Source organism: Amycolatopsis sp. cmx-11-12, from assembly GCF_046269425.1.
In the GTDB taxonomy this organism is placed as follows: domain Bacteria; phylum Actinomycetota; class Actinomycetes; order Mycobacteriales; family Pseudonocardiaceae; genus Amycolatopsis.
The window spans coordinates 281,087-293,910 of the sequence record NZ_JADNQM010000010.1 but is presented as its reverse complement, the minus strand read 5'-3'; the positions used below and the strand labels follow the sequence as shown (position 1 = coordinate 293,910).

At 67.9% G+C, this 12,824-nt stretch carries 11 protein-coding genes and 1 pseudogene; 4 read left to right on the top strand and 8 right to left on the bottom strand.

Annotated elements, in window-relative coordinates; all coding sequences use genetic code 11:
- Positions 1-43: 43 nt before the first annotated feature.
- Positions 44-1,084, bottom strand: coding sequence for a DUF222 domain-containing protein (locus ACLARN_RS17140; protein WP_409492413.1), 1,041 nt, complete (start codon positions 1,082-1,084; stop codon positions 44-46).
- Positions 1,085-1,362: 278 nt separating this feature from the next.
- On the opposite strand from ACLARN_RS17140, the gene ACLARN_RS17135 reads away from it, so the two are divergent.
- The gene (locus tag ACLARN_RS17135) at positions 1,363-2,595 is read left to right on the top strand and encodes an IS256 family transposase (RefSeq protein ID WP_409492412.1); all 1,233 of its coding nucleotides are present in this window, start codon (positions 1,363-1,365) and stop codon (positions 2,593-2,595) included.
- A gap of 245 nt (positions 2,596-2,840) precedes the next feature.
- On the opposite strand, the gene ACLARN_RS17130 is transcribed toward ACLARN_RS17135, so the two are convergent.
- The 3 genes from ACLARN_RS17130 to ACLARN_RS17120 all read right to left on the bottom strand — a co-directional run bounded on the left by ACLARN_RS17130 (position 2,841) and on the right by ACLARN_RS17120 (position 7,151).
- Positions 2,841-4,271, bottom strand: coding sequence for an ArnT family glycosyltransferase (locus tag ACLARN_RS17130; RefSeq protein ID WP_409492397.1), 1,431 nt, complete (start codon positions 4,269-4,271; stop codon positions 2,841-2,843).
- A 24-nt stretch (positions 4,272-4,295) separates the two neighbouring features.
- On the bottom strand, positions 4,296-5,594 hold the full coding sequence (locus ACLARN_RS17125) for a diguanylate cyclase (RefSeq protein WP_409492396.1): 1,299 nt from the start codon (positions 5,592-5,594) through the stop codon (positions 4,296-4,298).
- Positions 5,595-5,906: 312 nt separating this feature from the next.
- Entirely contained in the window at positions 5,907-7,151 is a 1,245-nt protein-coding gene (locus ACLARN_RS17120; protein ID WP_409492395.1) for an MFS transporter, read from the bottom strand.
- 127 nt (positions 7,152-7,278) lie between these two features.
- Here ACLARN_RS17120 and ACLARN_RS17115 point away from each other — a divergent pair, with 127 nt between their 5' ends.
- The 3 genes and pseudogenes from ACLARN_RS17115 (at position 7,279) to rnhA (ending at position 9,314) form a co-directional block, all read left to right on the top strand.
- Positions 7,279-7,566: a hypothetical protein gene (locus ACLARN_RS17115; RefSeq protein WP_409492394.1), complete on the top strand. Its 288-nt coding sequence runs from the start codon at positions 7,279-7,281 to the stop codon at positions 7,564-7,566.
- 48 nt (positions 7,567-7,614) lie between these two features.
- The gene (gene dinB / locus ACLARN_RS17110) at positions 7,615-8,805 is read left to right on the top strand and encodes a DNA polymerase IV (RefSeq protein WP_409492393.1); all 1,191 of its coding nucleotides are present in this window, start codon (positions 7,615-7,617) and stop codon (positions 8,803-8,805) included.
- Positions 8,806-8,826: 21 nt separating this feature from the next.
- Positions 8,827-9,314 (top strand): annotated as a pseudogene (gene rnhA / locus ACLARN_RS17105) (ribonuclease HI).
- Here rnhA and ACLARN_RS17100 read toward each other — a convergent pair.
- The 4 genes from ACLARN_RS17100 to ACLARN_RS17085 form a co-directional block, all read right to left on the bottom strand.
- Positions 9,311-9,982, bottom strand: coding sequence for a hypothetical protein (locus tag ACLARN_RS17100; RefSeq protein ID WP_409492392.1), 672 nt, complete (start codon positions 9,980-9,982; stop codon positions 9,311-9,313). The pseudogene rnhA and the gene ACLARN_RS17100 overlap by 4 nt on opposite strands.
- Positions 9,983-10,178: 196 nt before the next feature.
- On the bottom strand, positions 10,179-10,676 hold the full coding sequence (locus tag ACLARN_RS17095; RefSeq protein WP_409492391.1) for a GerMN domain-containing protein: 498 nt from the start codon (positions 10,674-10,676) through the stop codon (positions 10,179-10,181).
- Entirely contained in the window at positions 10,673-12,085 is a 1,413-nt protein-coding gene (locus ACLARN_RS17090) for an ATP-binding protein (protein ID WP_409492390.1), read from the bottom strand. The genes ACLARN_RS17095 and ACLARN_RS17090 overlap by 4 nt, the downstream gene beginning before the upstream one ends.
- The gene (locus tag ACLARN_RS17085) at positions 12,082-12,774 is read right to left on the bottom strand and encodes a response regulator (protein WP_409492389.1); all 693 of its coding nucleotides are present in this window, start codon (positions 12,772-12,774) and stop codon (positions 12,082-12,084) included. Before ACLARN_RS17085 ends, ACLARN_RS17090 begins: the two co-directional genes overlap by 4 nt.
- Positions 12,775-12,824 lie beyond the last annotated feature (50 nt).

Below are 12,824 nucleotides of genomic sequence, written 5' to 3'. Positions count from 1 at the left end.
CTTCCCCAGCGTCTCCTGGTTCCGCTGCCCTCAGCTATCACCGCTATGATGCGACATAACAATGGTGCAGGTCTTTCACCTCCACATTGATTGACAGCGCCTCGTGGCGCACGCCGGGTCTTCGGCATTCACGGTCCCGGACCCGGACGTAGTCGCCGAGTCCCGTGGTGGGCCGGTATCGGTCCCGGCCCAGGTCCAGCACCTGCCCGGACAACGGGTCGGTGACGATCCTCCGCAGCACAGTGTTCGGGCCGGTCGCGATATGCCGGGCGAGTGCGGCCGGGAGGTGGCCGTGTCCGGCGAGTTCCGCAGGGTCGTCGTTGAGGCCGAGGTAGGTGAACAGGTCCATGTAGAGGAACACCTCGGTGCGTTCACTCACCCCGCCCTGTCCGCCGAGCAGGAGATCGAGCGCGACATCGGCGCGCAATTGGTCCAGGGTGCGGGTTTCACCCCCGGTTTTGAGGGCCCGTGCTTCACGGTCGATCCGCGTGTAGGCGGCGGTGACCTTTTCGGTGGGGCCGTCTTCGATCTCGATCGACGCCACCCCTGTCTCGCCCTGCCGCAGGGCGAGTCGGCGGCCGCCACGATGGTGCTCGGACCGCTTGTCGGCGCCTTCCGGGTCGACCGTCGTCGCCGCATAACTCGCCGCTTTCCGGATCTGCTCGGAATTCTTCCCCGGCAGGCGCTCTTCCAACAAAGCATCAGCGGCGAGGGCGTTCTCGTCGGACAGCCACGCGGTGGCCGCGGCGACTTTCATCGTCCCGAACCCACTCACCTTCCCCTGGTCCATCAGGTTCAGGGTGCGGGGAAGGCGGGTGGTCAACGCGTCGGCGGCAGCGACCATCTCACCCGCATAACTGTCCACAAGAGACAGTGCGAAGGCGACTTCCTGTGTCACGCTTCTCGCGCCGTCACGGTGGCGATTCAGCTGGGCCAGGGCACGGAACCGGATCGCCTCCAGGCGGGCGATGCCCGCAGACGCGGCCTGCGCGACAGCGACGGAATCGTTGTCGTCCAAGAGACTTACCGAAGCGTTGGCGTCCTCCAAAGATTTCGGGTCTGTTATATCGTTGAGTAGTGCCACAATGGCGTTGCGGGTATCCACGCAAGAACCGTACAACCGACCACCGACACTTTTTGGATCCTGCGGTGCCGTCGCCCCATTACCGATTTTCGGCAACGTCAGGGCGCTTCGTCGGGCCGTGGCGGCGTGGCCGCGGTGGCGGGGTTGACGGGCGTGTCATGCCAACTGTGTAAGTCGGAGGTGTACCAAGATCGACTTGCCTGTTGGGCAGTCGGAGGGGACACCGGGTGACACGGAACACATCGTCTCGTCGTGGTGACGAGACGGCGGCGCGGCAGCTGGCGGAGGCCTTCTCGCCGGAGACGATTGACGCGTTGCTGAGGGATGCCAAAGCGGCGGGAACGCCGATCGATGGTGTGGACGGCCTGCTGAACCAGATGACCAAGGCTGTGCTCGAGCGGGTGCTGCAGGCGGAGATGACCGATCATTTAGGTTATGACGCCGGCGACCCGGCAGGTCGGGGGTCCGGTAATTCACGGAACGGTAAATCGACCAAGACGGTGTCGACAAGGAATGGTCCTGTCGATATCGAGGTGCCACGTGATCGGAACGGGTCGTTCGAACCGGCGATCGTGCCGAAACGGGCGCGGCGGATCGGCAATATCGACGATATGATCCTGTCGTTGTATTCGCGTGGAATGACGACCCGTGATATCGAAGCGCGCCTGCGGGAAGTTTACGGGGTGAACGCCTCGCGGGAATTGATATCCAATATCACCGAGGTTGTGGTCGACGAGATCAAGGCATGGCAATCGCGTCCACTCGACGAGGTCTACCCGATTCTCTATGTCGATGGAATCCGGATCCGGGTCAAGGACAACGGCGTGGTCACCACCAAGGTCGCTTACCTGGCCATCGGGGTCGACGTCGACGGCCGCAAGCACGCCCTCGGCTGCTGGATCTCCGACACCGAGGCCGCGAAGTTCTGGCTGAAGGTCGTCACCGACCTGCGTAACCGTGGCCTGAAAGACATCCTGATCGCCTGCTGCGACGGCTTGACCGGCCTGCCCGACGCGATCAAGACAGTCTTCCCTGACACCGTCGTCCAGACGTGCGTGGTCCACGTGATCCGCAACGCCTCGAAATTCGTGTCCTACAGCGACCGCAAGAAGATCGCCGCATCGATGCGTGAAATCTACTGCGCACCCACACTCGACGGCGCCGAACTCGCACTCGCCGAATTCGACAAGACCTGGGGAACCCAATACCCTGGAGCCATCGACGTGTGGCGCAACGCCTGGAACGACTTCATTCCTTTCCTTGACTACCCGGCCGAACTCCGCAAAATCGTCTACACAACCAACGCCATCGAATCCATCAACTTCCAGCTACGTAAAATCACCAAGAACCGCGGACACTTCCCCGACAAAGACGCGGCCATGAAACTGCTCTACCTCGGACTCCGAAACATATCCAGCCAACGCGGAGGCACATCAGGAACCGGAACACACGGCTGGAAAGTGGCACTCAACACACTCGCCCGACTCTTCCCAGGAAGACTCCCATTCTGATTACCTACAAATGTAAGTAATCACCTCTGACTTGCACAAAAATCGTGACAGGCTCCGGTTGGCGGCGTCAATGACACGCCCGCCAGTTGGCCGGGGTGTGCTGCAACTAGGGCTGGCTCATCGCCGATTTTCGGCAACGCCAGGACGCGCCGTCAGGCAGCGGAGATGTTGTGGCCAGCTGCGATCGACACGCTGGTAGGACCCGGACACCGCGAGCATTGCCGATTTTCGGCAACACCCCAACCTCAGTAATAGTGTCGCATCCTCGCCCACAACTCCGACCAAGGCCGAGAAGTCCCCGCACACAAGGAAATCCGCACCCCTTGCTCCTCGTTCTCCACCCCGAGCCCATTGTCGTGCACCGCCACCTCGCGGCATCCCGTGAACCACTCCGGAAGGTACGGACCCACCACGACCACCGGGCCGGCGTCGTCCGGGGGAGGGCCCCAGTCCGCATAGGACATATGCCCCGAGTACACCGCCGGAAGCCCGTAGTGCTCCAAAGCTCCCGCCTGACCGTAGTTCCGTGTGAAGATCACCGCGGTCGGGGCCTGTGATCGAACCCGGGCGACCGTCGAAGCCAGCTCGGGCCAGCCCGCTTGTTCGCCGAGTTCCTTGTTCACCACCAGAACCGGCTCCAGTGCGGAGACCGGGAGCAGGGGCAGCCCGACGACGAGCGAGACCGCCGCGCCGATCAAGGCCAAGAACGCGGCCAGTGCCCGTCGCCAGGTCCGGTTCAGCCAACGCAGGCAGGGATCCGCGCCGGCGGCGGTGAGCAGCAACAGAAAGGGCGCCGAGTAGTACGGCTTTCCGCCCAATACCACCAAGATCACGCACAGGATCGGATAGGCCAGAGCTATCGAGCGGGCCCAGCGCAGGTCCGGATCGCGCCAGAGCCGGAGGGCGCCCGCGATCCAAACCGGTACGACCACCGGGGAGAGGTAGAGCAGTTGCATAGGCACGAACAGGATCCGATTCTCCGCGCCGTCGTCCTCGCTGATCCCAGAAGCCACTGTCAGCAAAGGGAAATCGTGTGACGCCTGCCAGATCAGCCCCGGCGCGGCCAGTGCCAGCGCGAGCGCGATCCCGGCGGCGAGCCAGCCGCTGCGGAAGACCGTACGCGGGCCGACAGCGAGTACCGCCAGGCCGATCGAGGCGACCATCAGCAGGACGAGCCACTTGCTCTCCAGTCCGATGCCGATGACGGCGCCGATCGCGAGCCACCATCGTCCGTCGCCGGTGCGGAACAGGCGCAGGACCACCAGGCCCAGTGCGCTCCAGACCAGCAGGTCGACCGTGGCTGTCGACAACATGTGCCCGTCGACCACGACGAACGCCGACAGCGCGGTGATGGCGGCGGTCAGGACCTGTGCGCCGCGGCCGCCGCCGAACTCGCGGGCGACCAGTGCCAGTAGGACGACGGTCCCCAAGGCACACAGGGTGGCGGCCACGCGCAGTCCGGCGGGTGTGGCGCCGAAGACGTCGGTCGAGAGCCTCGCCAGCAACGGTGTCAGCGAGGGCTGATCCACATAACCCCAGGCAAGCCGTTTGCCCGCGGCGAGGAAGTACAACTCGTCCCGGTGAAAGCCGTAGCGGCCGGAGAACAGTGTGAGCACCACTGCCTGTGCCGCGACGACCAGCCCTACGGGACCCCGAGCGAACCGATTCAAGCTCATGGCGCCTCCCCAGACGAGGCAACCTTACTGCGGGGGAGGGGCCAATTCGACGCGATTGCGGCCGCCTTGCTTCGCCCGGTAGAGCGCGGTGTCGGTGGCGACGAGGAGGTCGTCGACGCTGGTGATGTTGGCCGCCGGGTACAGGGCCCCGCCGATCGACACCGTCAGGTCGGTCAGCACCGTGTCGCGGTCGGGCAGCGCGACCGCGACCACCGCCACCTGGTGCCGGATCCGTTCGGCCACCTGGCGCAGTGTCTCCTCGCTGTGCACGTCCGGGATGACGATCGCGAACTCCTCGCCGCCCCACCGCCCGCAGACGTCCTGTTCCCGGATCTCGGCGCGCAGCGCGTCGCCGACCGCGCGCAGGACGAGGTCGCCGTTGGGGTGGCCGTAGGTGTCGTTGATCGTCTTGAAGTTGTCGAGGTCGAGGAACAGCACGCCGAGTTTGCGGCCGGCGCGCGTCCGGCCGAGGTGTTCTTCGGCCAGCTGGCGCCAGCGGCGTTTCGTGACGAGCCCGGTGGTGGCGTCGGTGTGCGCGTCGCGCCGGTACTGCGTCAGCAGCAGCCCGCGGTGCAGCGCGACCAGCGCGATGACGACCCCGATCAGCACCAGCGGGTTGGCCTGGACGAGGACGACGGCCGTCACCAGGCCGAGGCCGAGCGCGCCCGCCTCGAGGATCTGGTCGCCGAAGCCGGAGAACAGCTCGCCGATCGACTTCGGCGGCGACGAGAGCGCGATCGCGATCATCACCAGCACGGTGTTGATCGCCCAGCGCAGCGCCGCGGCCACGATGATGACGGCGAGATCGCCCAGTCCGGCGAGCAGTCCGGAGTCGGGCGCACCGGGGTAGTTGCGCATGCCGAGGCTGAGGACGACGACGGCCGCCTGCGTGCCGCAGAGCACCGTCGCGGCGGAAAAGATCCACCGATGGGCGAGAACCGGCCGTTGGTGTGGCCAGATCCTCAGCCATGCGATGGTGTAGGTCACCACGACCATCGCGGCGGCGAGCACCGGCGGCAGCGCGATGACGGCGGCGACGCTCCAGACCGCCTTGGTGTCGACGTAGGCGACCGACGGGGCTCTGTCGTACTCCCGTTGGCGTTCGATCTGCCGGGTGCCCTCGATCGCGATGGCCGCGCACAGCGTCAAGACGCCGAACCGGATCAGATCGGTGCCGGTGACCGGGACCAACCGGGCGGTGGCGGCGGTCGAGAGGACTGCGATGAGATTCACGACCAGGACGTAGGTACGCACAGATCGCGGCAGGCTCCACAGGTGCCAGGCCCTGAGCCGTCGCCGCGCGCCGCCGAGTCGTCCGTCCACGCACCCTCTTCCGTCGGTGATCTACACCGTAATCGAACCGGGACGGCGACGAACGCGTTGTCTCCGACGATAAGAGGCGCGGACGCGAATTCCCCCGGACAGCCCAACCAAAACGAGGGAGATGCACCGATGCAGGACAACAACTGGTGAGTGTTTTGCCGGATAGATCGCTATTTCGAGGGAGGTGAACGGCATGCGTGACAACAACTGGACTTGAGTGATCTGGCCCACGAGCGTGCGGATTCGTGAAGGGAGGTGAACGTAGTGCGTGACAACAACTGGACCACTCGGCGTGACAACAACTGGACGTGATCAGGAACCGTGCTCACCAACGGGTGTCGTCCCGCCGACCGGATTCACCGGATCCCCGTGGCGGGACGACACCGCACGTGACCAGCCCGCGCCGGCGACGCAGGCGACCACCAAGCCCGCGACCGCCGCGACGGTGATCGCGGTGGTCGGCGCGACGACCTGGGCCAGCAGCCCGCCTGCCGCGATGCCCGCCGCCTGCGCCGCCCGCAACGCCGCGATCGCCACACCGATCACCTGACCGCGCTGGTCCGGCGGCGCGGCGAGGCTGTACTGCGTCTGGGTGATCATGTCGTGCGCGGAGAACAGCCCCGAGATCGTCCACAGCACGACGATCGTGACCAGGCCGGGCGCCCAGCCGGTCGGGATCAGCACCAGGCTGCTCGCCACCGTCAGCGCGCCCAGCAGCCGGACCTGCCGTTCCCGCGGGATCCGGCTCAGCAGGATCCCGCCGAGCACCGAGCCGACCGGGTTCGCGGCCAGCAGCCACGGCAGCGCGCCCGCCCCGCCCAGTTCGGCGGCGACCGGGACGGCGAGGCCTTCGGGCACGACGTAGAAACCGCAGCAGCAGGCGATGAGCAGCAGCCATCGCAGCTTGCGATCGCGGGCGACGAGGCGGCAGCCCGCGATCAGGGACGGGCGCCGGTGGTGGCGTGGCGCCGACGGCGGGTACCGCTTCAGCCCGAAGCGGAGCATGACTGCCGACAGCGCGAACGTTCCCGCGTCGATCAGTAGCGCGCCGGGGACGCCGAGGCCGGTGACGACGGCGGCGCCCGCGCCGAACCCCACCACGAGCCCGGCCTGGTACGTCGAGGAGATGACGGCCTGGCCGACGACCAGCCGGTCCGGGTCGAGCAGGTCCGGCAGCATCGCCTGGCGTGCCGCGTAGAACGGCCCCGCCATGAGCTGCACGACGAACAGCAGCGCGGCCGCGGCGGGCAGCGGCAGCCCGGGCACCGCCATCAGCGCGATCAGGACCGCGCGGCCGACGTCGGTCACCACCATCACGGTGCGTCGCGAGAACCGGTCCGCGATGCCACCCAGCGCGCCGCCGAGGAGATCGGGCACGAACGTCAGCGCGTACGCCGCCGAAGCCCATCCCGCCGACGACGTCCGGTCGAACACCAGCACCGTGAGCGCGACCCTGGCCAGCTGGTCACCGGCGACCGAGAGCAGATGCGCGAGCCAGATCCGGCGGAACTCGGCGACCGCGAACACGCTGCGGAACGACGCAGCCCTGGCTGGCATGCGTTTCAGGCTGTCGTGCGGCGGCCATTTCGCGCAACCCCCGAAGAAGTTCGAAAAATATCCGCCACCGTGTCGAACCACGGGGTATCCGTTCGACGTGTCAGTAAGAGAAGGAACGGAGAATCCGATGTCGCATTCACTGGGGCCGCTGGCGAACAACCTGGCCGCCTACGCCATCTATTCGACCGCGCAGACCGAGATGCGGCACGCCTACAAGCTGATCGAGGCGGGCGACTACCTCGGCGCCGCCGCGGAGATCGATTCCGCCGCGCACGCCGCCGAGGTGCTCGCCCGGGCCACTTCCGATCTGGACGCCGAGCGCTCAGAACGATGGCTCAGAGTCGTCGCCGCGCGAAGGCGGTTCGCTGAACAGGCCCGGATCCGGGCATCGGATACCGCGCTGCTGGCCGCGTGACCGGAGACCCGCTTGGTCCTTGGGCCGATCGATGCGAACATATGTTCTATGACGATCGAGGGTCCCATCCTGCACGCCGACCTGGACTCGTTCTACGCGTCGGTCGAGCAGCGTGACGACCCGAGCCTGCGCGGGCGGCCGGTCATCGTCGGCGGCGGTGTCGTGCTGGCGGCCAGTTACGAGGCCAAGGCGTTCGGCGTCCGCACGGCGATGGGCGGCGGCCAGGCGCGGCGGCTGTGCCCGCACGCGATCGTGGTCCCGCCGCGGATGCACGCGTATTCGGAGGCGAGCAAGGCGGTCTTCGAGGTCTTCGACAACACGACACCGCTGGTGGAGGGCATCTCGATCGACGAGGCGTTCCTCGACGTCGGCGGGCTGCTGAGGATCGCGGGCACGCCGAGCCAGATCGCCGCGAAACTGCGGAAGGACGTCCTGGAACAGGTCGGCCTGCCCATCACGGTCGGCGTCGCCAGGACGAAGTTCCTCGCGAAGGTGGCCAGCGGTGTCGCCAAACCCGACGGGCTGCTCGTCGTGCCGCACGACGGGGAACTGGAGTTCCTGCATCCGCTGCCGGTCGAGCGGCTGTGGGGCGTGGGCGAGGTGACCGCGCAAAAGCTGCGGGAGCGCGGCGTGACGACGGTCGGGCAGATGGAGGGGTTCGGGGAGAAGGAACTCGTCCGGATGCTCGGCCGCGGCGTCGGCGTCCACCTGCATGCCTTGTCCCACAACGAAGACCCGCGTCGGGTGCAGACCGGCCGCCGCCGTCGGTCGATCGGGGCGCAGCGCGCGCTCGGCAGCAGGCCGCGGACGCCTGCCGAACTCGACGCGATGCTGCTGACGCTGGCCGATCGCCTCGCCCGGCGGCTGCGCGCGGCGCATCGCGTATGCCGGACGGTCGTGCTGCGGATGCGGTTCGCCGACTTCACCAAGGCCACTCGCTCGCACACCCTGCTGGAGGCGACCGAACAGACCGGCGCGATCGTCGCGGCGGCACGTGACCTGCTCGCCGCGGCGCGGCCGCTGATCGACGAACGCGGGCTCACGCTGATCGGTCTCGCGCTGACGAACCTGACGAAGGACGACGCGATCCAGCTGGCCTTGCCGTTCGGGGCGAAGCCGAGGGACGCGCTCGATTCGACACTCGACACCGTCCGGGACCGCTTCGGTTCGAAGTCCATCACGCGGGCGGTGCACCTCGGGCAGGCCGAGGAGCCGTGGGTGCCACTGCTGCCGGACTGAACGCGTCGCTAGGGTGTGCCGGTGGCGGAATCATCAGTCGAGATCTACACCGATGGCGCGTGCAGCGGGAATCCCGGCCCCGGCGGCTGGGGTGCGGTGCTGCGATACGGCGACGTCGAGAAGGAGATCTACGGCGGGGACGCGGGGCCGACCACGAACAACCGGATGGAGCTGATGGCGCCCATCGAGGCGCTGGAAAGCCTGAAGCGCCGGGTCACGGTGAACCTCTACACCGACAGCACGTACGTCCGGAACGGCATCACCAGCTGGGTGCGGAACTGGAAGAACAACGGCTGGATGACCTCGGCCAAGACGCCGTCAAGAACGCCGATCTGTGGCGTCGCCTCGACGAAGCCGCTTCACAGCACGACGTCGAATGGCATTGGGTCAAGGGCCACGCCGGACATCCGGAGAACGAGCGAGCGGACCGGCTCGCCGTCAAAGGCGTGGAAGAGGTCATGGGACGACCCGTGGTCCAGCCCGGCGAGCGGTCCGCTCGGCGTCGTTAGCAGCTGACGCTGACCTTGGCGCTCTTGGAGAACGACACGTGGACGTGGTCCATGTGGTTGGCGGTCGCGCCGCCGCGGTCCTCCATGGTGTCCCAGCCGCTGCCGTCGTTGTAGCGCTGACGCCAGATGACGTAGCTGACGCCGAAGTCCTTCTGGTTCGCCAGGAGGTAGTCGGCGATGGCGTTGCCGGTGGCGGCGTCCACCATGAAGTCCAGCGCGAGGCCGGAGGGGTGGTCACTGGCGTTCGCGCGGCCGGCGACGCCGCCGACGCTCTTGACGCCGAACTTCGCCTTGACGTGGTTGCCGACCTGGGCCACGTGCGGCTTGGTGCCGGCGAGGTCGGTCGAGCACGACGCCGTCGCGGCGGGAACCGTCTTCTTCACCGGGGCGGGGGCCTTGGTCGACGTCGTCGGCTTCGGGGGAGCCGCGGTGGTCGAGGGGGGCGGGGTCGTCGTGCTGGAGGGCGGGGTGCTGCTGGTCGACGGCGGGGGAGTCACACTGGAGACCGGGGGAGCCTGCAGCGCGAGCGCGGCGCTGGCCGCTTCGACGTCGGGGGAACCCGCGGTGGTCAGCCACATCGACGCCGGGAGCGCCGTGGCGACCGCTGCCGCGATACCCGCGGGGAGCTTCCACTTCGGGGCGTGGGTTTTGCGATGTCTGCCGGCCATTTCTCTGATCACTCACCAATTCGGGGACGGGAGCTCGCGTCGGGGGCCGCGAGCTCCGGGCAACATTACGAAATGGACACGGCAATGTCACGCGCGAGTGTGCTCGCCCACAGTTACCTTGATCGGTGAACCAACAGGGGCTCACGTCCGTACAGACACAAGAAGTGCTTTTATGTGAGCACTGTGAGTGACGAGTTCAGCCCGCCTTGCAGGTTTGGTAGTACATGTCCCCATCCGGCGAGGTCAGGTTCATCCCCGGAGCGACCGGACCTTGTCCTGTCGACGGCGAGGCCGCTATCGCGGTGCAAACCAGCTGGTTGAGGGCTTGGCTCGACAGTTTTCGCGTGGTGAACGGCAGCACCATGGTCCCCGGCTGGCCCGAGTAGACCTCGACCCGCCCCACTTCGGGGGGAATGAACGTGGTGAGTCCCTGCGCGGCTTCCCGTTCCGTCGGTCCCTTCATGAGCAACGTGATCGCGCCTTCGGGGGAAATGAAGCCTTCGCTGGGCCGGGTCACCGGGATGACCCGGCCATCGGACACGAAGTACAAGGTCAGCCCGCCGCCGACGACCGCCGGCCCCGTGGTCGCGCGGATCGACGGTCCCGGTCCGGCCGGGATGACGCCGGTGGGCTGGACGCCGCAGCCCGCCACCAGCGTCGCCGCGGCGAGGGCGGCCAGAAGGGTTTTCCTCATCGTGTCCCTCCTTCCGCCCGGTGCGGCAGCCGCAGGACGAACCGGGCGCCCTGGCCGGTGTTTCCCGCCGTGATGTCACCGCCGTGCAGGCGGGCGTTTTCCAGCGCGATCGCCAGGCCCAGCCCGCTGCCTTCGGACCGGGCGCGGGAGCTGTCCGCCTTGGTGAACCGGTCGAACACGTGCGGTAGGACCTCGGGGTCGATGCCGGGGCCGTGGTCGTCGACCTCCAGGGTGACGTCGTCGCCGTCGGCACGCAGGTGGACCTCGACCGGGACAGCGCCGTGCCGGAACGCGTTGCCGACGAGATTGGCGACGATCAGGTCGAGCCGCCGCCGGTCGACCCGCGCGGTGACACCCTCGGGCAGGTCGGTGACCAGGTCTTCGCCGTCCCGCCAGCCCCGGGCGTCGAGGCTGTCGCGGATCGCCGTCGCGAGATCCCACTCGTCGAGCACGAGTTCGGCGCGGCCCGCGTCGAACCGGGAGATCTCGACCAGATCCTGGACGAGCCGGGTCAGCCTGCGGGTCTCGCCGGAGACCAGCCGCGCGGCGACCGCGGTGTCCGGCGGCAGTGCCTCCGCGTCCTCGTCCAGGACGTCGGTGACCGCGTTCATCGCCGCGAGCGGGGTACGGAGTTCGTGCGAGACGTCGGCCACGAACCGGCGGGCGTCGGCCTCCATGGCCCGCAGCTCGCCGACCGTGCGTTCCAGCTCGGCGGCCGTGTTGTTGAAGGTCGTGACCAGTTCGGCCAGTTCGTCGGACCCCTTGGCCGGCAGGCGGACGTCGAGCCTTCCCTCGCCGAGCTGGGCCGCGGCGGTGTTGAGCGCCCGCACCGGCCGCAGCACCTGCCTGGCGGCCAGCAACGCGAGCGCGGCGGCGAGCGGCAGGGCCAGCGCGGCCATCTGCCACGCGTACTTCGCGAGCTCTTCGATGGCTTGCTGCTGCTGGCCGAGCGAGGTGAGCGAGTACACCTGGAGCCCGCTGCGCCCCATCAATCCGTTCGGCTGCCGCGCCAGCACCGGCATGCCGACCAGGAGCTCGGGGGTGGTGTCGCGGTCGAGACGCTGGAACTGGATCCGGTCGTCGTCGGCGACGGTCTCCCGCAGTTCGGGGGAGAACGTGGTCAGATCCGGTCCGTTGACCGACCGCATGTCCCGGTAGACCGCGACGGCGTTCAACCGCAGACTGCCCGCGAAGTCGTTGAGCTGTTCCTGGGTCGGCGGCGTGGACAGCGGGCGGCCGTAGGCGGCGACCCGGTCCTTGAGCTGGTTCATCGCCGCGTCCTGGACCGCTTCGAGGATGGCGTTGCGGGCCGAGACGTAGCTGGCCCCCGCCGCGGCCGCCGCCCCGATGATCGTCATCACCGCGAAGGCGAGGATGAGTCGCGGCCGCAGCCCGGAGAGCAGCCTCATGAACGGCCGAACCGGTACCCGAAGCCGCGGACGGTCTGGACGTGGTCGGGTTTCGCGGGCACGTCTTCGATCTTCGCGCGCAACCGCTGGACACAGGCGTCGACCAGCCGCGAGTCGCCGAGGTAGTCGTGATCCCACACGGCGGAGAGGATCTGCTGGCGGCTGTAGACCTGCCCGGGCGTGCGCGACAGCTCCAGCAGCAGTTTCAGCTCGGTCGGAGTGAGCGAGACCGGCTCGCCGTTCTTCGTGACCACCAGCCCGGCCCGGTCGATGACCAGGCGGCCGTGCCGTTCGGCGGTGTCGTCGTCGGCGTTCGCGGGCTTCTCGCTCACCGCGCGCCGCAGCACCGCCCGGATCCGGGCGTCGAGCACGCGGGGCTCGATCGGCTTGGTCACGTAGTCGTCGGCGCCCGCCTCCAGCCCGGCCACGATGTCGAAGTCGTCGCTGCGGGCGGTGAGCATGATGATCGGCACCTCACCGGCGGCGCGGATGCGGCGGCAGGTCTCGAAGCCGTCGATTCCGGGCAGCATGAGGTCCAGCACGACGATGTCGGGCTGGAACACCCGCAGCTTCTCCAGGCCGAGCTCACCGCTTTCGGCGGTGTGGACGGTGTGCGCCTGACGGCGCAGCGCGAGCTCCAGACCCTCCCGGACGGACGCGTCGTCTTCGATCAAAAGGACACTTGCCACGCCGCCATTATTCGGATATCGCCGCGCGTGTGCGACTCGGCTCGATCTTG

Coding starts and splice junctions, on each gene's coding strand:
- ACLARN_RS17130 (WP_409492397.1), bottom strand. CDS start 4,271: ATGAGCTTGAATCGGTTCGCTCGGGGTCCCGTAGGGCTGGTCGTCGCG.
- ACLARN_RS17120 (WP_409492395.1), bottom strand. CDS start 7,151: ATGCCAGCCAGGGCTGCGTCGTTCCGCAGCGTGTTCGCGGTCGCCGAG.
- ACLARN_RS17115 (WP_409492394.1), top strand. CDS start 7,279: ATGTCGCATTCACTGGGGCCGCTGGCGAACAACCTGGCCGCCTACGCC.
- dinB (WP_409492393.1), top strand. CDS start 7,615: ATGACGATCGAGGGTCCCATCCTGCACGCCGACCTGGACTCGTTCTAC.
- ACLARN_RS17100 (WP_409492392.1), bottom strand. CDS start 9,982: ATGGCCGGCAGACATCGCAAAACCCACGCCCCGAAGTGGAAGCTCCCC.
- ACLARN_RS17095 (WP_409492391.1), bottom strand. CDS start 10,676: ATGAGGAAAACCCTTCTGGCCGCCCTCGCCGCGGCGACGCTGGTGGCG.
- ACLARN_RS17090 (WP_409492390.1), bottom strand. CDS start 12,085: ATGAGGCTGCTCTCCGGGCTGCGGCCGCGACTCATCCTCGCCTTCGCG.